This window comes from Geobacillus stearothermophilus ATCC 12980, from assembly GCF_030369615.1.
GTDB classification, from domain to species: domain Bacteria; phylum Bacillota; class Bacilli; order Bacillales; family Anoxybacillaceae; genus Geobacillus; species Geobacillus stearothermophilus.
This window is the reverse complement of sequence record NZ_CP128494.1, coordinates 193577-215000: the sequence shown is the minus strand read 5'-3', so window position 1 is coordinate 215000 and position 21424 is coordinate 193577. Positions and strand designations below refer to the sequence as shown.

At 53.2% G+C, this 21424-nt stretch carries 21 protein-coding genes and 1 pseudogene; 3 read left to right on the top strand and 19 right to left on the bottom strand.

The window, feature by feature from the left end; translation table 11 throughout:
• Positions 1–433: 433 nt before the first annotated feature.
• Positions 434–895, bottom strand: a complete 462-nt coding sequence (locus QSJ10_RS01185) for a SprT family protein (RefSeq protein WP_033016555.1) — start codon at positions 893–895, stop codon at positions 434–436.
• A gap of 93 nt (positions 896–988) precedes the next feature.
• Between QSJ10_RS01185 and cmpA the strand changes: the two genes are divergently transcribed.
• Entirely contained in the window at positions 989–1102 is a 114-nt protein-coding gene (gene cmpA, locus QSJ10_RS01180; protein WP_121625977.1) for a cortex morphogenetic protein CmpA, read from the top strand.
• 57 nt (positions 1103–1159) lie between these two features.
• Here cmpA and QSJ10_RS01175 read toward each other — a convergent pair whose 3' ends face one another.
• The 6 genes from QSJ10_RS01175 to acpS all read right to left on the bottom strand — a co-directional run bounded on the left by QSJ10_RS01175 (position 1160) and on the right by acpS (position 7515).
• A complete protein-coding gene (locus tag QSJ10_RS01175; protein WP_049624463.1) occupies positions 1160–3322 on the bottom strand; it encodes a Tex family protein in 2163 nt (720 codons plus the stop codon).
• Positions 3323–3864: 542 nt separating this feature from the next.
• A complete protein-coding gene (gene ndoA / locus QSJ10_RS01170; protein ID WP_003253417.1) occupies positions 3865–4215 on the bottom strand; it encodes a type II toxin-antitoxin system endoribonuclease NdoA in 351 nt (116 codons plus the stop codon).
• Between the two features lie 4 nt (positions 4216–4219).
• A complete protein-coding gene (locus QSJ10_RS01165; RefSeq protein WP_033010302.1) occupies positions 4220–4501 on the bottom strand; it encodes a CopG family ribbon-helix-helix protein in 282 nt (93 codons plus the stop codon).
• Between the two features lie 114 nt (positions 4502–4615).
• Complete coding sequence (gene alr / locus QSJ10_RS01160) at positions 4616–5782, bottom strand: alanine racemase (protein WP_053532153.1); 1167 nt, start codon at positions 5780–5782, stop codon at positions 4616–4618.
• Positions 5783–6025: 243 nt separating this feature from the next.
• The gene (locus tag QSJ10_RS01155) at positions 6026–7045 is read right to left on the bottom strand and encodes a LolA family protein (protein WP_033016553.1); all 1020 of its coding nucleotides are present in this window, start codon (positions 7043–7045) and stop codon (positions 6026–6028) included.
• Positions 7046–7125: 80 nt separating this feature from the next.
• Positions 7126–7515, bottom strand: coding sequence for a holo-ACP synthase (gene acpS / locus QSJ10_RS01150; RefSeq protein WP_033010299.1), 390 nt, complete (start codon positions 7513–7515; stop codon positions 7126–7128).
• Positions 7516–7633: 118 nt separating this feature from the next.
• Here acpS and QSJ10_RS01145 point away from each other — a divergent pair, with 118 nt between their 5' ends.
• Positions 7634–8251, top strand: coding sequence for a rhomboid family intramembrane serine protease (locus QSJ10_RS01145; RefSeq protein WP_053532150.1), 618 nt, complete (start codon positions 7634–7636; stop codon positions 8249–8251).
• Between the two features lie 11 nt (positions 8252–8262).
• On the opposite strand, the gene cshA is transcribed toward QSJ10_RS01145, so the two are convergent.
• From cshA to QSJ10_RS01110, 7 genes are all read right to left on the bottom strand, one after another.
• Positions 8263–9666 carry a degradosome RNA helicase CshA gene (gene cshA, locus QSJ10_RS01140; RefSeq protein WP_033016549.1) on the bottom strand — a complete coding sequence of 468 codons (1404 nt, stop codon included), beginning with the start codon at positions 9664–9666 and terminating at the stop codon, positions 8263–8265.
• Positions 9667–9727: 61 nt separating this feature from the next.
• Positions 9728–10450, bottom strand: coding sequence for an alpha/beta hydrolase (locus QSJ10_RS01135; RefSeq protein ID WP_053532151.1), 723 nt, complete (start codon positions 10448–10450; stop codon positions 9728–9730).
• 72 nt (positions 10451–10522) lie between these two features.
• Positions 10523–11899: a UDP-N-acetylmuramoyl-tripeptide--D-alanyl-D-alanine ligase gene (locus QSJ10_RS01130; protein WP_053532152.1), complete on the bottom strand. Its 1377-nt coding sequence runs from the start codon at positions 11897–11899 to the stop codon at positions 10523–10525.
• A gap of 15 nt (positions 11900–11914) precedes the next feature.
• On the bottom strand, positions 11915–13009 hold the full coding sequence (locus QSJ10_RS01125; protein WP_033016543.1) for a D-alanine--D-alanine ligase: 1095 nt from the start codon (positions 13007–13009) through the stop codon (positions 11915–11917).
• A gap of 158 nt (positions 13010–13167) precedes the next feature.
• The gene (locus tag QSJ10_RS01120; RefSeq protein ID WP_049624465.1) at positions 13168–14310 is read right to left on the bottom strand and encodes an MGDG synthase family glycosyltransferase; all 1143 of its coding nucleotides are present in this window, start codon (positions 14308–14310) and stop codon (positions 13168–13170) included.
• A complete protein-coding gene (locus tag QSJ10_RS01115; protein WP_049624466.1) occupies positions 14307–14918 on the bottom strand; it encodes a DedA family protein in 612 nt (203 codons plus the stop codon). The genes QSJ10_RS01120 and QSJ10_RS01115 overlap by 4 nt, the downstream gene beginning before the upstream one ends.
• 10 nt (positions 14919–14928) lie before the next feature.
• Positions 14929–15657: a polysaccharide deacetylase family protein gene (locus QSJ10_RS01110; RefSeq protein WP_049624467.1), complete on the bottom strand. Its 729-nt coding sequence runs from the start codon at positions 15655–15657 to the stop codon at positions 14929–14931.
• Between the two features lie 361 nt (positions 15658–16018).
• Here QSJ10_RS01110 and murG point away from each other — a divergent pair, with 361 nt between their 5' ends.
• Entirely contained in the window at positions 16019–17092 is a 1074-nt protein-coding gene (gene murG, locus QSJ10_RS01105) for an undecaprenyldiphospho-muramoylpentapeptide beta-N-acetylglucosaminyltransferase (RefSeq protein ID WP_033016518.1), read from the top strand.
• Positions 17093–17500: 408 nt separating this feature from the next.
• Here the strand turns inward: murG and QSJ10_RS01100 are convergent, their stop codons facing one another.
• The 5 genes and pseudogenes from QSJ10_RS01100 to ytaF all read right to left on the bottom strand — a co-directional run bounded on the left by QSJ10_RS01100 (position 17501) and on the right by ytaF (position 21365).
• A complete protein-coding gene (locus tag QSJ10_RS01100) occupies positions 17501–18322 on the bottom strand; it encodes an undecaprenyl-diphosphate phosphatase (RefSeq protein ID WP_033016517.1) in 822 nt (273 codons plus the stop codon).
• Positions 18323–18548: 226 nt separating this feature from the next.
• Positions 18549–18887: pseudogene (locus QSJ10_RS01095) on the bottom strand (ROK family protein); the annotation flags it as partial.
• A 133-nt stretch (positions 18888–19020) separates the two neighbouring features.
• Positions 19021–19527, bottom strand: a complete 507-nt coding sequence (locus tag QSJ10_RS01090) for a spore coat protein (RefSeq protein WP_080706550.1) — start codon at positions 19525–19527, stop codon at positions 19021–19023.
• A 151-nt stretch (positions 19528–19678) separates the two neighbouring features.
• Positions 19679–20662: a sporulation protein gene (locus tag QSJ10_RS01085; protein WP_049626555.1), complete on the bottom strand. Its 984-nt coding sequence runs from the start codon at positions 20660–20662 to the stop codon at positions 19679–19681.
• A 64-nt stretch (positions 20663–20726) separates the two neighbouring features.
• Positions 20727–21365, bottom strand: a complete 639-nt coding sequence (gene ytaF / locus QSJ10_RS01080; protein ID WP_049624469.1) for a sporulation membrane protein YtaF — start codon at positions 21363–21365, stop codon at positions 20727–20729.
• Between the last annotated feature and the right edge of the window lie 59 nt (positions 21366–21424).

The window sequence follows — 21424 nt, the reverse complement described above, 5'->3', positions numbered from 1 at the left end:
GAAGGAATTATGCTATACTTTACGATGTGCTCGTTACCTCTTCCCCTTCCAGATAATTCAAGGAGGCAAGATGCGTCGAGACAACTCGTAGTGAATTCGACGATGCTAATGCTCATCGTTGAACTATTGTGGAACGGCTCAGATTTCCTACACTTTCACAATCGACATTATCTATTATATTGAGCTGTCGACTCTTTGTCAACATGTTTTTTGCTGTTTGTTTCATCGCCGTTTGGCGACGGCTTTTATAATTTAGCATATGGCCAATTTAATTGTCAACCACTTTTTTTTGCAAAATGTGATACTGCTCTCTTTTCGAAGAGGACGTTCGCATATCCGTGCCGTGATACAAGAGCTCCATAAAAAGTTTCGTTTCCTTCGGGAAAGACACGGCGGATGTTCCTAATAGGGTTCGGCATAAGCAAGGAAGCGTTCAACGGCGTTGGTTCGCTAGTTTAAGCCGCCCGCGGCAGTTCCCGCAGACGTAGCGGGCGGTGTTCATGCGCTTTTTTCGAGTGTACGTCAGGCCGCAAGATGTGCAAATGTATGTATAGATCGTTTTCGACCTGTCTGTTTTTTGGCCGATTGGACGACAATAGCGAGGCGCCCCCACTTTTTGCAGCAGTTCGCGGAAGTCGCGGTCGCGATGGCGGTAGCCTTTTCCCTCAAGGTGCAAGTGGTAATGGCAAAGCTCATGTTTGATAATGGCGATCAATTCTTCCTCGCCGAACTGCTCGTAATGTTTTTGATTGAGCTCAATGTTATGCGTCTGCAACATGTAGCGCCCGCCGGTGGTGCGCAAACGAGGGTTGAAGAAAGCGGTATGGCGGAACGGCTTGCCAAATGTGCTTATGGAAATTTGTTCAACGAGCGCTTGCAAGCGTTTTTGATCCATGACAGGCGCCCCCCTTTTATGTTTTCAGCACAGGACAATGCGCAGCTACATACATTATATACTACCTTTCCGTATGTTAGGGAGGTGACTGTTTTGCCTACGTGGCTAAAAAATCAGATGAGACGAGCCTATTATGAGAAAAATCTTGATCAAATTAAGCTGTTAAACCAATGCTGGTTTTTTTATCAAAGGAAGCACTGTCCGTAACATATGTTTGAGGCTGTCCCTGCTGTTCATTGGGCAGTACGGGACAGCCTCTCCAGCTTATTCCGGCGGAAGCATCGATAATGAAATTCTTCCTTTCGCTGCATCAACCCTTTCCACCCACACTTTGACGACGTCGCCGACGGAGACGACATCAAGCGGATGGCGGACGTATTGTTTGCTTAGCTTGGAAATGTGCACGAGCCCGTCCTGTTTGACGCCGATGTCGACAAAGGCGCCGAAGTCGACGACGTTGCGCACCGTTCCTTCGAGCTCCATGCCTGGCTTTAAGTCTTCCATTTTCAAAACGTCTTTTCGCAATATCGGCTTGGGCAGCTCGTCGCGCGGGTCGCGCTCTGGGCGGCACAACGCGTCAATGATGTCGCGGAGCGTCAGTTCCCCGATGCCGAATTCGGATGCCGCTGCTTTCACATCGATGGCTTGCAGCGCTTGGCGAAGCTCATTGCTGCCGATGGCGGCGGTTGTAAATCCTAACTTTTGCAACAACTGCTTCACTTCCGCGTACCGCTCGGGGTGAATCGGCGTGCGGTCAAGCGGCTCGTCGCCGTCGACAATGCGCAAAAACCCGATGCATTGCTCATACGTTTTCGCCCCAAGACGCGGGATCGTTTTCAGCTCCTCGCGGCTGCGGAATTTCCCTTGCTCTTCGCGGCGTTTGACAATGTTTTCGGAGACGGTTTTCGTCAGTCCCGAGACGTATTGGAGCAGCGAAACGGACGCCGTGTTGACGTTGACGCCGACTTGATTGACGACCGTCTCCACGACGAAACGGAGCGACTCCGCCAGCTTTTTTTGCGACACATCGTGCTGGTATTGGCCGACGCCAACCGATTTCGGGTCAATCTTCACCAGTTCGGCGAGCGGGTCTTGGACGCGGCGGGCGATTGAGACGGCGCTCCGCTCTTCAACTTGCAAGTCGGGAAACTCGGCGCGTGCAAGGTCGGAAGCCGAGTAGACGCTCGCTCCTGCTTCATTGACAATCAAATAAAAGATATCGCGTTGCACATGCTTCAGCGTGTCGGCGACAAACTGTTCAGTTTCCCGAGAGGCTGTTCCGTTGCCGATAGCGATCATATCCACATGATAGTCGTCAAGTAAACGAAGAATCTTTGTCCTCGCTTCATCCTTTTTCTCTTGCGGCGGGTGTGGGTAAATGACATCGATATGAAGCAGCTTCCCTGTTTCATCAACAACGGCAAGCTTGCATCCCGTTCGGTAGGCTGGGTCGATACCGAGCACCGTTTTTCCTTTCAATGGCGGCTGAAGAAGCAGTTTGCGTAAATTCTCGGCAAAAATATGGATCGCCCGCTCTTCCGCTTTCTCCGTCAACTCGTTGCGGATGTCGCGCTCAATGGCGGGCTCCATCAGCCGTTTGTATCCGTCTTCCACCGCTTCAGCCACGAGCCGGGCGGCCGGGGACGCCTCGTTGACGATCGTTTGCCGCTGCAAATAGCGGATGATTTCTTCGGCAGGGGCTTGGACCGAGACGCGCAGCACCTCCTCTTTTTCGCCGCGGTTCAGCGCCAAGACACGATGGGGGACGATTTTCGCCACAGGTTCTTCGTAGTCGTAATACATCTCGTATACGTTTTTTTCGTCCTTCTCCGACGCCTTCGCGGTCGACACGATCATCCCTTTCCGCCACGTCTGTTCCCGCGCCCATTGACGAAGAGCGGCATCGTCGGCCACCCGCTCGGCGATGATGTCCTTCGCCCCTTGCAGCGCCTCGTCTGCCGTTGCGACCCCTTTTTCTGTATCAATGAACGCCCGGGCCTGCTCTTCCGGAGTTGGGGCGGCAGGGCAGGAAAGAAGCCAATCGGCAAGCGGCTCAAGCCCTTTTTCTTTCGCAATCGTCGCCTTCGTGCGCCGCTTTTGCCGGTACGGGCGGTACAAATCTTCGACTTGCTGCAGTTTCGTGGCGCTGATAATCGCGTTTTTCAGCTCTTCGGTCAATTTCCCTTGCTCATCGATCAGCCGAATGACTTCTTCTTTCCGCTGCTCTAAATGCTGCAAATACTCCCAGCGCTCAAGCACCGCACGAATTTGCACTTCATCGAGCGCACCCGTCATCTCTTTCCGGTAGCGGGCGATAAATGGAATCGTATTTCCTTCCTGATGCAGGCTGATGACGTTTTCAACTTGTTTGGCTGCCAGCCGTTGTTCATCAGCGATCGTTTGAATCAAACGCTGTTCAATCGCCAACACGTTCCCTCCTTATGCACAGCCTTGCACGTTCTCCCATCTACACTCGCTCCTGAAAATGAGCAATGTTTGCAAACAGCTGCCCGCTAGACCGTCTCTGCGTATTCCACACTTCGGCCGCCTTCCGAAGACGGCAAACGACGTTTCTTCACGCAACATATTCCCGTTAGCACGATGTCCCAGCCGCAACCGCACCGCAATCCGGACGCACCCGCTGATCTTTTGTCCATTCGAAGCAAGAGGAAGCCATCATTCCCCGCCGGTTGCACCGAGCTTGGGCAGGGAGAGAGTTCCGGACCGGGGATGACAAAAAAAGAGCTACTTATTCGTAGCCTCTTTGTGAAAGAATACACATAAATGCCAATAGAGGGGACAGACCGTTCCATGAGCCGATCTGCCCGTTTGGCCGGTGAGCCGACATCGCTGCCATGAGACGTTGCGCACCCATGCTGCTTCCACGCGCATCGATTGATCTTCCCACAGCAACACTTGCTGTTTTGGCGTCCCTCACGCTGAAGCGGAAAGATTTCCTTGCGCTTGCTTCAAAAGTCGATCAGCCCTAAGCTGATTTGCAGCGCTTCATCGACTTTGTCCATCATCTCATCATCCAGATGGGTGATTTTGTCAGTCAGCCGCTGCTTATCAATCGTACGGATTTGTTCAAGCAAAATGACCGAGTCCCGCTCAAACCCATAGCGCTTCGCATCGATCTCGACATGCGTCGGCAGCTTTGCCTTTTGGATTTGCGCCGTGATCGCCGCTACAATAACCGTTGGACTGAAGCGATTGCCGATATCGTTTTGGATCACCAACACGGGGCGGACGCCGCCCTGCTCTGAGCCAACAACCGGGGAAAGGTCCGCAAAATACACGTCGCCACGTTTGACAATCAAAGCATTACCCCCCGCTAACTAAGCGTTCAACGGTGTGATCGGCCTCGTATTCAGCATGAAACGCTTCAGAAGCAATAGATAAATTGATTTTCGCCATTTCCATGTAGCCACGTCTCATCGCTTCGCGAATTTGCCGCTTTTTCCGCTCCCGGATATACATTTTCGTCGCCTGGTAAATAAGTTCATTGCGATTGCCGTTCTCCTGTTTGACGAGGACGTCGAGCTCCGTCAGCAGCGACTGCGGCAAACGAACGATGATTTCCGTCGTTGCGCCAGATTCCGACACAAATATACACCTCCACGAACTGCAGCCATTCATTGCTTCCACTTCATGATACCATTAAACAACGGCGCTGCAAAGTCATTTCTCCATTTTCTATCCTTTGTCTTTTGAAGCAGATTATGCACTGCTTTCCCCGCGGCCAATGGCGTTTCTCACTTCCATTATACGCTTATGGCGGAAAAAAATACGGGGCACTCGATAACTGATCGTGCAAGGCACTTCGTAGTTGATCGTTTCCAAATGGCGAGCGACATCATCAATGGAAATTACCTCGTCCCCTTGGCGACCAATCAGTGTCACCTTCGTGCCGACCGGCAGCGGACCAGGCAGGCGGATCATGCACTGGTCCATGCAAATGCGGCCGACAATCGGCGCCTTTTGTCCGTCAACAAGGACATGAAAGTGCTGCAGGCGGCGGAGCCAGCCGTCCGCATAGCCGATCGGAATCGTCCCGATCCACTCCTCCGTCTGCGCAGTGTACGTCGCACCATAGCTCACCTTTTCGCCTGGTTGCAGTTTTTTGACGTGTACGAGGCGGCTATGGAGCGAAAATGCTTCTTTTAATGGATACGGCAGCAGCGGCTTGATGCCGGGCGACGGGGCAAGCCCATACATGGCAATGCCGAAGCGGACCATATTGAACGTCCGGTCAGGGAAACGGAGCGACGCTGCGCTGTTGGCGCAATGGACGAGCGGCGGGCGCGACGGCAGCCATTCGAGCATGTGCAAAAAACGGGTATACTGATAGGAAAAATAATCGGTGTTCACCTCATCCGCAGTCGCAAAATGCGTGTACACCCCTTCAAGCACAAAATGCGGATGGCGCTCAATCAGCGCTACGATTCGTTTCGTCTCTTCCTCGTCTTTCACTCCAAGCCGTCCCATGCCGGTGTCCATTTTCAAATGGAAATGAATAGGAAAAGGGCCGCTGTAAAGGGCGGACGCTTCTTCCAACCAGTCGGAGCGGAACACGGTCAGGGCAATGCGCTGCTGGGCGGCCAGCGCCGCATCAGCTGGACGGGAAGCCCCGAGAACTAGAATCGGCGCTTCGATTCCTTTTTCCCTTAAAGCGAGCGCCTCATCCAAAAAGGCAACCGCCAGGCGGGAGGCCCCCGCTTCGAGCGCTGTCCTTGCCACCTGCACATCCCCATGTCCATAGGCGTTCGCCTTCACGACCGCCATAATGTGCGTGTCGTCCGGCAGCAAACGGCGCAAATTCTCCACATTGTCGTAAATGGCGTCCAAATCCACTTCCGCCCACGTATCGCGATGAAAGTCGTTCATGGTTTCTCGCTGCCTTTCCTGTTGCGCAAACTTGAAAGCGCTCGAAATCATTTTTGTCCTTTTTTAGTTTACCATGCCATTGCGGAAGAAGGAATAGGGGAAAGCGTACAAAGACAGTGAAAAACGTTGGACGGGCGCTGCGGTTGGCTGCACCGGTGCCGCAACTCCAATCGGGCAATAGAAAAAAGACGGCTCCCCTGCTTTCGGAAGCGGGGAGACACGCCTTTTTTTCGGATGGCATCGTTATTTTGCCGCTTTTTCCTGCACTGTGCTGGCCACCATTATCATTTCTTGTGGAGTCAAATCGTCCGAGGCGAGCGTAAACTCCACCCCGTTGTACGACCATGTCAGCGTTCGATCGGTGAGAGCGCCGACGGTGAAGCCTAAATCGACGGGATCGCCGTTCACCAAGACGGGCATGCTCGTTGCCGGAAGCACTTCCGCTTTTTCTTGAACGAGCGTAAATGATTTTTTGCCGCCAAACGTCATAATCACTCGTTTGCCACTCTCACTTTTGACCTCTTTTTCCTCGAGCATTTTCACTCCTTCAGGCAGCCGGCTCAAATCAGGGTACATGACTTCCATCACTTGTTCTTTTCCTGCGGCCATCGTTGGCACCTCAAGACGCGCCCCGGTCATGTTTTTGGACGTGTCGAACGCATCGTCATCAAACTTTTTGTTAAATTCAACATTGGAGAATTCGACCGTCAACAATGCTTTCCGGTCGGTATCCATCACTTTGACCGAGACCGGCGCCAAATCTTTTTTGCGCAGTGTAATCTCCTGTGTTGGGACGACCTCACTGTTCGGGTAGTTCGTTTTTGTCTCGAACACGTAATAATTTTTCGTTTCCTTAAACTTTGCCTTTGGATCGCTCAAAATGTCTTTGACGAGCGATTCGTACAAATACGCTTGGCTGCTGTTTTTCGGCCAATCGCTGACAAACTTGAAGCTTTTGTTGAGGGCGGGTGTAAAGACGAATACCCCCTCATCATTGCGCAAAATCACTTGGCTTTGCCCTTTGTCGGCGTTTTTCAAGCTGACGCGGTAGTACGACGGCTGCTTATGCCACACTTCCACATGGTATACTTGCGGCTCGGCGCCGGTGTGGAACGTCATTTTCGTTTCCGCTTGGTAACCTGTCATCTCATCCATCTTTTCATTCAGCGCCTTGAACACTTCCTCCTGCGATTTGGACCCGCAGCCAGCTAACACAAATAGAAAGATGATGCCGACCAATGCCATAAGCACCTTTCTGCCCATCGCTTCAACCCCTTTGCCTCATATATCGGTTTCTGTCCATGCACTACAAATATATGAGACAACACCCGGGAATATGCAGACTAGCTATGACAAAGATCGAACGGCTTGAATGGTTCCAACCGCTCGATGACGACTTGGGCAACCGCATAATCGCGGCTATGGGAAATGGAAAGATGAACGACTTCGCGGTCGCAGTCAGCAGCAATGCGCGGTTTCCCGTAGGCATCTGTGGCGATTTCAATATCCTGAAATGACAAATGCCGTCCAATTCCTGTCCCGAGCGCTTTGGCGTACGCTTCCTTCGCCGCAAACCGTCCGGCGAGAAATTCCACCTGCCGGGCAGGCGGCAACTCATCAAACTGCGCCTTCTCCCGCGGCGTTAAAATCCGCTCCGGGAGTTTGCGGCTGCGGGCAAGGATGGACCGAATGCGCTCCAATTCCACAATGTCAATGCCGATGCCAATGATCATCGCGTTCCCCCCTGCTATCGGTTTGCCGGCCGCGGACAAATTTTTTCCGGCCGTCGCGCATAAGATGGCTTATAGCAATACATATGTTTGGTTTCCTGCCAAGAAAGGAGGCTCGTTCATGTTTCACCGTACCGGGGACGGTCGACCGCTGCCTCGCCTTTGCCCCGCCGTATTCATCCTGTTGCTCGTCCATGTTGGCTTATGGGGGTTGTTCACGCTTCCTCTTCCGGCGCTTGAGCCAGTCTGGCAGAGCATCGTCGGAACGAACGGCGCCATCCGCCATGGGGAGTATTGGCGGCTTGTCAGCCCGCTTTTATTGCACCTCGATTTCGACCATTTAGCCGCAAACAGCCTCTCCTTATGGTTGTTCGGCTCGTGGCTCGAGCAAGCGCTTGGGAAAAGGAAGTTTTTGCTTCTTTATATCGGGGGAGGCGTCGGCGCCAACCTTGCCACCGCCTTGCTTCTTCCGCCGATGTACAGCCATGTTGGGGCGTCGGGCGCCATTTTCTCCTTATTTGGCATGTACAGCTATCTCGCCCTTTTTCGCCGCGACCTCATCGCCCCCCGGCACGCCCAGTTGCTGTTGGCCGCTATGGCCATCAACCTGTTGCTCGGCTTGATGGAGCCGGAAGGCAACCTCATCGCCCATCTGTTCGGCTTTGTCACCGGCGGGCTGCTCGCTCCGTTTTTGACCGTCCGCCCCGAGCCGCCGCCGTTTCATGTCGCCCGGCCATGAAAAAACGGCGCTTAATGCGCCGTAATCCGCCGTTTTTTCGTCCGTCCGCGCGCGGAGCCGTCCGGGCGGCCGCCCCGTTTTTTCTCCCGCTTGACCGCTAATGGCGGCTCTTCGGTCAGTTTTACCGGCGTAGTATCCGGCTCGCGCGTCAACATTTTCAAGCAGGCGGCGACAAGCGTCACCGAATCATGCTCTTCCAGCAGCTCCTCGGCGGCCCGCTTGTAAAACGACAAGTTTTCCGTTTCCGCCACATTGAGAAGCTTCTCAATGGCAATGCGCTGTTGGCCTTCCAGCGCCTCATCGAGCGTTGGCGGCTTCATCCGCTCCACTTTCCCCTTCGTCGTCCGCTCAATATGGCGAAGTTGGCCGATCTCCCTTGGCGTGACAAACGTCATCGCCACACCCATTTTCCCGGCGCGACCTGTCCGCCCGATCCGATGGACGTAGCTTTCCGGATCCTGCGGGATGTCGAAGTTATATACGTGCGTCACGCCGGAAATATCCAATCCACGCGCGGCAACGTCGGTTGCGACTAAAATTTCGATCGATCCTTCTTTAAACTTGCGCAACACCGACAGGCGCTTCGCCTGGCTTAAATCGCCGTGGATGCCTTCCGCCGCATAACCGCGCAAGTTGAGCGCCTCGGCAAGCTCATCAACGCGCCGCTTCGTGCGGCCGAACACGATCGCAAGCTCCGGCGCCTGAATATCGAGAAGCCGCGTCAAAATGTCAAATTTCTTTTTCTCGTGCACTTCTAAGTAGTACTGTTGAATGTTCGGCACGGTCATCTCTTTCGCCTTGACCTTCACGAGCTCCGGTTCATTCATGAACCTCTCGGCGATGCGGCGGATCGGGTCCGGCATCGTTGCGGAAAACAGGAGCGTCTGCCGACCGGTCGGCACATGGCTTAAAATCGCTTCAATGTCCTCGATAAACCCCATGTTGAGCATCTCGTCCGCCTCATCGAGCACGACGGTATGCACGTGCTCAAGACGCAGCGTGCCGCGGTTGATATGGTCAAGAATGCGGCCCGGCGTGCCGACGATGACGTGCGGATGTTTTTTCAAGGCGCGAATTTGCCGTTCAATATCTTGTCCTCCATAAATCGGCAGGACGCGCACCCGCTTCACCGCGCCGATTTTATACAGCTCTTCCGACACTTGAATGGCGAGCTCCCGCGTCGGCGCGACAACGAGCGCTTGAACGGCGCCGTTTTTTACGTCCACTTTTTCCACAATCGGAATACCAAACGCCGCCGTTTTCCCAGTTCCGGTTTGCGCTTGGCCAATGACATCTTTGTTTTGCAGGCTGAGCGGGATCGTTTTTGCCTGAATCGGGGTCGTTTCTTCAAATCCCATCCGCTCGACAGCTTTCATCACTTCTTGACTTAATCCTAGTTCTTGGAATGTCGTCAATGTTATCCAAACTCCTTAAATTCAAAATCGTCCCTGATTCGTGAGAAAGGTTTGACAGTTATCATACCATGTTATGCGGTGATTTGCAATGATGGGCATGGGCAGCGCGCAAAAATGTTTCCACCTCAGCAAACAGAACGTGCCGATCGATACTATGACAAACATGATGGAACGAATTGGGCAAAAGCAACAGCTTTTTTTCCGCCGATCCAATCTGCTCATATAAATAATAGGCGCTTTTTAGCGGCACGAGCCCATCTTTTTCTCCTTGCACAATGAGCGCGGGTGCCGCGACGCGCGGAAGTCGGGGACGCACATCGCGGACGAGTTTGCGAAACTCCCTGACAGCTGAAAACGGCGTCGCCATCATTTTGTTTCGATAGCGGAGAAACAGTGGGTGCTCCCGCGCTCCTTTCCATCCATTGGCAAACATCTCGCGGATGTCGCGCCATAATTGGCGCGGGTTGACATAGTAAAACGCAGCGCTTAGCAGCACGAGTTTGGCGACCGGGTATTTTTCCGCCAGGTAAACGGCGATCACTCCGCCCATCGAAAACCCTATGACATACACCGTACGGCAGCGGCGATGGAGCGCTAGAAACGCTTGTTCCGCTGCCGCGATCCATTGGTCGTATGTAATTCCCTTCAGCTGCAGCTCGCTTCCGTGGCCCGGCAATGTCGGCGTTTCGATGACCCAATCGGTCCGTTCCCGCAAATAGTCGGCCAACGGCGCCACTTCCTCCGGGCTGCCGGTAAAGCCATGAATGCATAAGCAGCCGATCATGATCCCCACCCCCGCTGGAATGAAAAGCGGCGCCCATGACGCCGCTTTTAGTTTTTCGCGGTTGGCCTGATTTTACACCCAATAGCGGAGCAGTTCTTCCAATCTCATGCCGCGCGATGCCTTCAACAAGACAATATCGTCCGGCGAAGCGACCGAATGCACCGCTTCAGCCAACGCCGCCTTATCGTCAAACGCCCGAACTCGACCTTCGGCAAAAAACGGTGCAGCGGCTTCCGCAATATGGCGCGCCAGCGGTCCATAAGTGAACACGTAATCCGCCATCTCCGGCCGCAGCATCGCCCCGATCTCTTCATGAAACTCGGCTTCTTTTTCGCCAAGCTCCAACATATCGCCCAAGACGGCAATTTTGTTCCGATACCCGTCCAGTTCCCCAAGCAGCGTCAACGCCGCACGCGTTGAAGTCGGGCTGGCATTGTAAGCATCGTTAATCACCGTGAAGCCATGCTTTGTTTTGATCACTTCAGTGCGCATGCGCGTCACTCGCAGACGGGACAAGGCCGCATCAATGCTGTCCCAACCGACGCCAAAAAAGCGGGCTACCGCGATGGCTGCGAGCGCGTTGTATACGTGATGTTTTCCCAACACCGGCATAAAGAGCGTCCGACCCGGAAGCACGTTAATGGCAAATGACGTCCCCCCCGCTTCAATGCGCACATCGGTCGGGTAGTAGTCATTTTCCGCTCCCGCTCCAAATGTCACGACGTGGCGGGGAAGAGATAAATGCGGGACCCGCTCGGCCAACAGCGGTTCGTCGCCATGGTAGACGAACAAGCCATCGCGGTGCACCCCTTCCAAAATTTCCAATTTGGCTTTGGCGATGCCTTCCCGTGAACCAAGCTCTTGCAAATGTGATTCCCCGATGTTGGTAATGACGGCTGCATCCGGTTTGGCAATCAACGTGAGCCGCTCGATTTCGCCGAATCCGCTCATCCCCATTTCGACAACGGCAATCTCTGTGTCTTCCTCGAGCGAAAGCAGCGTCAACGGCACGCCGATATGATTGTTAAGGTTGCCTTCTGTTTTTTGCACGCGGTAGTTGGCCGCCAACAACGCAGCAATCATATCTTTTGTCGTCGTTTTGCCGTTGCTGCCGGTCACGCCAACCACTTTCAGCCCAAGCTGTTGGCGGTAACGGGCGGCAAGCCGCTGCAGCGCCGAAAGGGTATCGTCAACGATAATCGCCGGAACGCCTTCTGGCGGCGTCCCTTCCGCTTCCGCCCACAGCACTGCTGCCGCTCCTTTTTGCACCGCCTCGTTCACAAAGGCATGGCCGTTAAACTTCGCGCCAATAAGCGGAACGTACAAGTTGCCGGCTTGGATCGCTCTCGTGTCTGTCGATACGCCGCTGACGGCAATCGTCTCCCATTCCGACTTCACGCACCGACCGCCTGACATCTCCGCAATTTGCCGCAACGTCCGTTTCATCATCCGCTTTCACCCTCTTTATTTTTCAAATGTGTACGTGATCGTCTGCTTTTCTTGATGCCGTTCCAACGCCAGCGCAATGAGGCGCTCGATCAGTTCCGGATACGGCACGCCGCTGTGCTGCCAAAGAAGCGGAAACATGCTGTACGGGGTAAATCCCGGCATCGTATTGATTTCGTTAATATACACAGTGCCATCTTCAGCGAGGAAAAAGTCGGCACGCACGAGCCCGGACAAGTCAAGTGCTTTAAACGCGGCAATGGCCATTTCCTTAATCGTTTCATACTGCTCTGGCGTCACCTTAGCGGGAATAATCAGTTCCGTTTGTCCGTCTTCATATTTTGCATCATAGTCGTAAAATTCCTTTTTTGGCACAATTTCTCCGACGACCGAACAAATCGGTTCATCATTGCCGATGACGCCGATCTCGATCTCCCGGCCGACGATCGCTTCTTCAATGATGATTTTCCGGTCATACTTAAACGCTTCGGCAAACGCCTTGTGCAAATCGCCGCGCTGTTTGCATTTCGAAATGCCGACGCTCGAACCGGCATTGGCCGGTTTGACAAAGCACGGGTAGCCAAGCTCTTGTTCGATCCGGTCGTAAACGGCTTCCCCGCTTTTTTGCCAGTCATATTTGGTCACCGCCACATATTTCGCCTGGCGCAGCCCGGCTTGGGCAAACAAGTTTTTCATAATCACTTTATCCATGCCGACGGCCGAGGCAAGCACACCGTTGCCTACGTACGGGAGGTTTAACATTTCGAGCAGTCCTTGCACAGTTCCGTCTTCGCCGTTCGGCCCATGCAAAAGCGGGAAGATGACGTCAATCGTTTCCTCGCTGTCCGCAGACGACGATTCCGACGCCGGCACCTGGTTTAAAGATACCGGGATCATGGCCGTCGCTGTCGACGTGAACTGCAGCTGTTTCACTTCTTTGACCGGTCCGGTCAATCGCTTTCCTTTAATCCACTGCCCTTGTGGAGTAATGTAAATCGGAATCACATCAAACTTATGGGGATCGATGGCGTTCATCACTGCCATCGCCGTTGACAACGATACTTGATGCTCCGGCGACTTCCCGCCATACAACACTCCGACTCTCGTTTTCATCTTCGTTCCTCCTCTTTCCTTGGCCATCGTTCCTATTGTAACACGTTTCGCGCCCAACGGTCTGATATTTTATATGTACGGTGCAGCTTGTTTCGCTACTCTTGGGGCATCCACCCGGCACAAAAAAATGCCATCTAACGTCCGTTAGATGGCCCACGCTACGGGTGAAGCACACGCTGGGCGCGACGCCTCGGCATCGCCGCCACCATTTCGGCGAGCGCTTCCTGCCCCGTTTTCTCCACCCCGGCGAAATAGTCGGACACACGGCGGAAAAACCGGTTTTTCTCAACATCATCATTGAGCAGGCGCAACATGGCCCGCTCGCCGCGGTCTGGTTCAGCTAAATGGTAAATCAAGCCGTTCCGCTGCAAATATTGCAAATTGATGCGCTCCTGACCCGGCAGACAATCGATCGTAAACATCGGAATGCGTTTATGAAGCAGCTCGCTCACCGTCACTCCACCCGGCTTTGTCACCACCGCGTCCACCTCATCATACAGCCGGTTCATTTCTTCCGGGTCGGCAATGTACGGGAGCGGACGGATGTGCGGGAGATTCCAGCTGGAAATTTCGTCGTATAACTGGCGGTTGGCGCCGCATAGCACGGAATAGCGAAACAGCGTCGATGCCTGGGCCGCCCGCAAAAAGGCCATCATATTGCCAAGCCCTTGGCTTCCGCCGGCGACAAGTATATGGGCCGGCCACCTCTTTCGCCGCGTTTCCGTCGTGATCCGAAACGCATCATGAACCGGAATGCCTGTGACCACGATGCGCCCTTCGTCAATCCCGTATTTTGTGACCAGTTCCCATTTCGCCTCTGGATGGGGGACGAAGTGATAATCGATAAACCGTTTCCCCCAGACGCTGTTCATGAAAAAATCGGTATAGACGTTCACCACAGGAACAAACAACGCCTGTTTCCGCTTAAGCTGCTGCAAAATGCGAGACGGAAACGAGTGGGTGCAAACGATCAAATCCGGCCGTTCCTGCTCGAGCATTTTTTTCATTTTGCTTTCGAAATATGGCAGCCATGGCTCAAATGAAACAAACTCGAACCGCGGCGGCTCTTGATACATAAACGTTTTGTACACGCGATGATAGGAAGCGGGATGTGAACGAATCCAGCGCAAATACGCTTCTGACACCATTTTTTCCATCAGTTCATTGCAATAGCTCAAAAAATCGATTTTTTTGCTTTCGACCGCCGGAAACTGGCGCCGCAAAAAATCGATCAACGTATCCGCGACTTTATGGTGTCCCGTGTTCATTTGAAACAACGGCAAGAACAACACTTTCATCATCGATCGCACCCTTTAGCTTTCGAAAGATTTTTGCGCCTCCGCTGTCCGATCCACGCCGCAAGCAAAAACAGCAAAAACAACGCCAATCCGACAAGCGGGAAAGAAACGAGGGGAATATGGACATGCCGGCCGAGCAGCAGCCCAACGAACATCATCGGGGCGACCCATCCAGCCGTTCCAAGCGCTGCAAGCAGCAAAAACGGCCGAAACGGAAACCGGCTTACCCCCGCCATATACGGGAAGATTTGCCGGACGCCTGGCGCATAACAGCTGAACAAAATGCCCCATTTCCCATAACGGCGGAACCAAAGCTGAGCCCTCCCCCACCGCTCGTCCGTAATTCCCACGTATTTGCCGTACTTTTTCATAAACGGCGCCCCCCACCATCGTCCGGCGCCATACGCCGCCACCATGCCGGTCATCGCTCCTCCCCAGCATGACGCGAGCGACGGCCAAAGCAGCAGCTGCTCCTTGGCGACGATCAAACCGACGAAAAAAAGCAAACTTTCCTCCGGCGCTGGGATGCCGACAATGCCGCAAAATAAAAACAAAAACAGCGTCACATATCCGTACGACTGAACGTACGGCAACCATACACCTGTTTCCATGGCTCCCCCATCACATCGACGAGATTCGTTTGTTAGTTTGCGCGTTTCTCATTTCTGTAATCGTCACCCAGCGCATCTTTCTCGCTGCTTCATCTTTCAGCAGCAGCTCAAGCGCTGACAACATTTGCTCCGGCGCATGCCGGTCGGCCCCCAACGCATCGCCGTTGTCATGAAGAACAATCACAGCTCCGCCGCGCAACGCTCCTTTTAACCGGCGGAACAACTCCATTTCCCCCAGTTTGGCGTTCCAGTCGCCAACAATATGCGTCCATAACACGGTCGTATACCGTTTTTGTACGATCGGTGCCCATGCGTTAAAATGCCCCCACGGAGGGCGGTAATAAATCGGTCGTTGGCCCGTCGCCCGCTCAATCGCCGCAGCGGCGCGGCGCACCCCCCAATCGAGCCAAAACGGCGGCACAAGCCAGTTGCTTATATGGCGATAGTTGTGAATGCCGACTTCATGGCCTTCCTCCACCATGCGCCGCACAATGTCCGGATAACGTTCCGCTTTGCGGCCGACGACGAAAAACGTCGCCTTGACACCGTGTTTCTTTAATAAATCCAACAGTTTTGGCGTATAATACGGGTCAGGACCGTCATCAAACGTCAAAGCAAGGCAATCGGGCGCTGTTCCTTCCCGAAACAACAGTACCCGCTTTTTGCGAATGACGATCGTCGGCACAACCCCGTAAACGATGATTCCAGCGATCAGACAACCGAAAAGCCATGCCAACATCGTCCTCACCTCGCAATATTTTTTCCTTTAAAAAATCACAACGTGCGAACAGACTACTAAATTTATAATAAATAATATATAATACAGACTACTAAATTTAATAATAATATATAATTTCGATGAAAAATCAAAAGGAAAACAATGAAATTTTCATGTGACGCCCAAGCGTTCCCTTTTTCTATACGAAACGTCCAGCCGATCGGTTTCCTCCATAAATGACATTGCATCTGCTATAATACATAATCGGTATGAAACTCTAGCCGCAAAGAGCAATTCATCGGCATATCCGTTCCGCCGGACGGCCGGAACGGGACGGCCGCATTGTACGTTATTCATCTTGCAAAAAGACAGGTGATCTGCATTGCGAAAGAAAATCGTCTTAACCGGCGGCGGCACGGCTGGCCATGTGATGGTCAACGTCGCCTTGATTCCGAAACTAAAAGCACAAGGCTGGGACATCATCTACATCGGCTCTCACGAGGGAATTGAACGGGAGATCATCGGCCGCATCGACGGCGTACCGTACTATTCGGTTTCGACCGGAAAACTGCGACGCTATTTTGACTGGAAAAACTTTAAAGATCCGTTCAACGTGCTAAAAGGCGTTTGGCAGGCGTACCGCCTTATCCAAAAAGAAAGGCCGGACGTCGTGTTCTCCAAAGGCGGATTCGTCTCCGTTCCCGTCATTCTTGGCGCCTGGCTGAACGGTGTACCGTCGGTGATTCATGAATCCGACTTGACGCCTGGTCTTGCAAACAAAATCGCCATGCCCTTTGCGACGAAAATTTGCCTCACCTTTCCGGAAACGAAGCAACACGTCAGCGCCGATAAAGCGGTCTACATCGGCGCCGTCGTCCGCGAGGAACTGAAGCACGGCAGCGTTGCCCAAGGGCGGAGGATGTGCCAGTTCGACGGCAAAAAACCGGTGCTGCTGGCGATGGGCGGCAGCTTAGGCTCGAAAAGAATCAACGACGCCTTGCGCGCCAACTTATCAACGCTGCTTGCCGAATTTGACATCATCCACATTTGCGGCAAAGGAAACATCGACCCAAGCCTCGCAGACCAAAAAGGATACAAACAGTTCGAATACGTCAACGAAGAGCTGCCACACTTGTTGGCTTTGGCCGACATCGTCGTCTCTCGCGCGGGCGCAAACGCCATTTTCGAACTGCTCGCCTTGCGCAAGCCGATGCTGCTCATCCCGCTCTCGAAAGCGGCAAGCCGCGGCGACCAAATTCTCAACGCCCGCTCGTTTAAAAACGCGGGCTATGCGGAAGTGCTGATGGAAGAAGACTTGACAAACGAATCGTTCTATGCCGCCATTCGCCGCCTATATGAAAACAAAGAGCGCTACCGGAAAAACATGGAGAAAGCCGGCGGAAGCGATCCGCTGCAAACATTGCTTTCCATCATTCAAGACACCGCCCGCCGGTGAAAGCAGGCGATGCCTGACGCGGCTAACCACGGCCGTTTTTTCGGCATCGCCTTATTTTGCATAGGCATGGAAATAAGCAACTCGACTAAACGGCTTATCCGTATTATAATCCATAGTATAGATAAGCAACAACTATTTTTTTACTTTTCTTAACATTTTTTAGAAGACGGACTGGCGAAAAACAACGAATTCATGCGGTTTAGGGAGCTCGCCCAAAAGCAAATGATGATGTTTCAAGACTTTTCTATTTGAAAAACCTTGTTGAAGCACAACATTTCCCCTTAAATCCTTGGTCTTCTACAATCCATCATCTTTTGTTCCCCTAAGCGGAATGCATGCCAGCCAACAGAGTAAAAGTAGAAGATAACAAACAACCGCCCGGCGGAACACCTCCGCCAAGCGGCGCGACTAAAAGTATAACAAAGAAATAACAACGGCTAGCACGATCCGATATACCGCAAACGGCACGAGGCGGATGCGGTTGATGAGCTGCAAGAGGAAACGGATCGCCAGCAAGGCAAAGACGAAGGCGCTCAAAAAACCGGCGATGAAAAACGGGATGTCGGCAGCCGTGACGTATTGCCAGTTTTTCAACAGCGACAGCCCGCTCGCCCCAGCCATGATCGGAACAGCCATAATGAACGTGAAATCGGCGGCGGCGCGATGGCTCATGCCGACGAGCACCCCGCCGGCAATCGTCGAACCGGAGCGGGAAAAACCGGGCCATAACGATAAGCATTGCACCAATCCGACGAGAAACGCCTGTTTGTACGTAATTTCGTCGACCGTCTGCGCCCGCGCAGCTCTTTTCGCGAATTTGTCGGCGGCGATCATGAGCAGCGCGCCGAGCACAAGGCCGATGAGCACCGTTTTCGTAGAAAACAAATGTTCGTCGATGTAGTCTTCAAACAAGACGCCGAGCACCCCGGCTGGAAGCAGGCCGACGATGACGTGAAGAAGCGTCAGCCGCGGATGTCCGCCCGGATGGCGGCCGCGGAAACCAAGCAAATCGAGAAATCGGTCTTTAAACACCACAACAGCGGCCAAAATCGAGCCGAGCTGGATAACGACTTTAAACGTATTCGCCGCGTACTTGCCTAAAAACTCGGTCGATTTCAACCAAAGATCGTCCACAATGATCATATGCCCGGTCGAAGACACAGGGGCAAACTCGGTCAGCCCCTCGACCATCCCTAAAATAACCGCCTTCAACAGCTCGATCCAGTTCATTCGTTCCATCCTTTCTGCGCGGGGTCGTCCTTTTTATACATATGGGCCGGGCGGGCGAAATAACACCCTGCTTCGGCCGTGCCTGCTCTATTGTACTACAAATCATTCGTTTCTACTACCCGCACGTTTTTGGATGGGTGTGATGCCGGGAAGAGCGTCAGTCATCAGTCAGCGGGCGGAAATGGGCCTGCCCCCATCTCCCCACGCCGTTCTAGGTAGTGGTACAAAGCGCCGCACAGTTCGCATCATTTTCCAGCTCCACCGGCAGACCCGTCGCCCCGCCGAATACGTCTTTAAAGTTAGGGCCGTGAATGCACGGCAAGGCGCTGCTTCCGCCAATGACACCGATGTCGCTGTCGACGCTGCCTGCCGAACTGATCGCGATGCCAGAAAGTTCGTAACTCGCCTGCGCGTGGCGGACGACGCGAAGCAAGTCGTCGCGAAACCGTTGAAAGTCATGACGCTCCGAACGGTAGCGCCCCTTTTCCAAAAAATCACCGCGCTCGTTCATGACGGCATGTTTCACATACGTGCCGCCAATGTCGAAAACGATATAGCAACGCATCGATGGCGCCTCCTTCATTCTTTTCACTATTTCCTTGCTTTATTTTATGCTTTATGTATTCGTGATCCAATCGTCTGCACCTCCCTGCCGCAATGAAAGAAGCCGCTCCGTTGGCGGGAGCGGCTCGTTTCCATCATCGTTCATATCCCATTGACAACGCCTTTTGCGCATTACGGACATCATGATAAAGAAGCTGGGCGAGGTCGTACGCCGGATAGTAACCACGTTCATACATATAGTTGAACGCTTTTTCGTGCGTGTCAATGGCTTTGAGCAGATGTTTGACAAACGTTTTGCGCAACACCGGCGTCGCCGCCTCGGTAATGGCAGCAGCATAATTACGCACTGCCGTTTTTGAAAAGCCAAGCAAATCGCCAGCGTGCAAGGCCCGGTCGCCATCATCATGGTCGCGGCTTTCTTCCATCATCGGTGCCGCCGGAATGAAGGCAAGCAGCTCGCGCAAGTTCGTTTCCAATCCTTGAATCGTTTCCGTATAAAGCCCTTTCAACTCAGGACAGTCGATCTTGCCGACAGCCTTTTTCATTTTCATTAACGCGTTGGCCTGAAAAGCGATCAATTCATGCAGCTCCAACGTTTCATGCCATGCCAAATGGCGATGGCCGTGCATTTGCCCATGCATATGGTTCATCACGCTTCCCCCTCGTTTTTTATCAGTTCATTTCCATTTACTGTTATATGCCTATAAAAAGGAAACGGTCACCATTGTACGGGCCTTCCGTATCGGCAAAAAAGGCGTCTCGCCTCAGGCGAAACGCCTTCCTCCATCCTGTTTACAGCCAATCCCCGCCATCAAATCCATCGCCGCCGTCAAACCAGTCATCGACATCCAGACCGTCAGCCACATCATCAACTGCATCGTCGAGCAACTCCTCCGCTACCATTCCCGCCAACATGCCAGCCGCGAATCCGCCAATGGCTCCGGCCCATCCATGTCCGCCATGGTGCGAATGATGGACGGGTGAATAATGGCCTACGGGATGGCTATAGATTGGCGAATGTGGCGTTGCCAACGGATGCCCACTCAGCTGGCCGAACGCCCCAGCCGCCTGCACCGCCTCTTCGATGGCTTCTCGAAGCAGACGGGCTGCCGCCGCCGAATCGCGAAGCTGTTCGTGAGTAATCAACAGTTCCCGTTTCATTTCGCGTTCCCCGCCAAAGCCGTGGCGGACGTCGATCTCCATATACAAACGCACCCCTTCTCCCTCGACAAGGGCAAAAAACTCAACCTCCTGGACGATCCCTTGAAACTCACCCGTTGGGAAGAATGAAAATTCTTGTCCGTACGGTGTAATGCTCCCAGATGCCGGTTTCTCCCGGAATCCTAAGGCAGCCAATGCGGAAAACACTTGATCCAAGGCGGTCGGCGGCAAAATGTGAATGGCGTCTTGGTCATATGCATCCACCCCAGCGGCAATATCGAGCCGGGTGACGAACGTATAACGAACCGTGGGGCGGCTGATCGGCAAATGGTGCGGCAGTGTGTACGAAAACGGGAGCACTTTCCGCTCGCTAGGCTGAATCGTAAACGAAGACGCGACCGGGATCACCGCCGCGGTTTTGCGATATGCCTTCCCTTCCGCTTGCACTTCTAATTGCAATACGACATCTAAGTTCCGAATGTGTTGGGCGACTGAACCACCTTCCAGCAAAAATTCCCCTTCCAACGTTTCACCAAGGCGTACATGCGAGCGATGCAGCACGAGATCCACTTTGGCAGCGCTGATGCCGAGTCTCGATAAAAACTTTTTCCACATCGGACCTCTCTCCTTTTTTTCATCTTATTCACACTTGAATTACGAACAAGCCGCCAACATGGTGTCACCGAAATAATTTGATCAACCCCAAGACGATCAATACAACCCCAGGCAGCATGGTCGCCCTTTTCATGATTCTTGTTTTTGACACCATATACCCCAACGATAAGCCGAGTCTGATGAACACAAGATTGAACATACCAACCAGCAAGGCAAACGAAAGCGGCGGAAAATGCAAAAGCGACGAACTGATCCCGGCGCCAAAGGAATCCATCGAAAGAGCAATGCCGATTAATAACGCTTCTTTTTGACTGATCGTGCCTGAACGATCAAGATCGCCAAGTTCGGGGCGTTTCAATACTTGAACAGTGCCGCTGAAACGGTTAGCCCCCCCTGCTTCATCAGGCTCCATCGAAAACTCGCTCCCGTCTCCCTTTGGTTTATAGACGTTATAAATCGCCCAACCGCCAAGCGCCATGAGAATGACCGAAGCAAGCCCTCGCTCGACTTGCAACGGCAAAAAAAGCGCCAACAGGCGGCCGATGTTCATGGACGCAAACACCACCGCCCCGGACATGAATGCGATCAGCACCAACGAAACAAAGGAGAAACGGACACCTCTCATTCCATACGTCATGCCTACGCTCAAACTGTCCATGCTCACGCTGAAAGCGAGCAAAATCATGGACACCCATAACCACATAGGAATCCCCCCCCTGCCGTACGATATGCAATTCCGTACAGAGAGGGGACTTTCTTGCC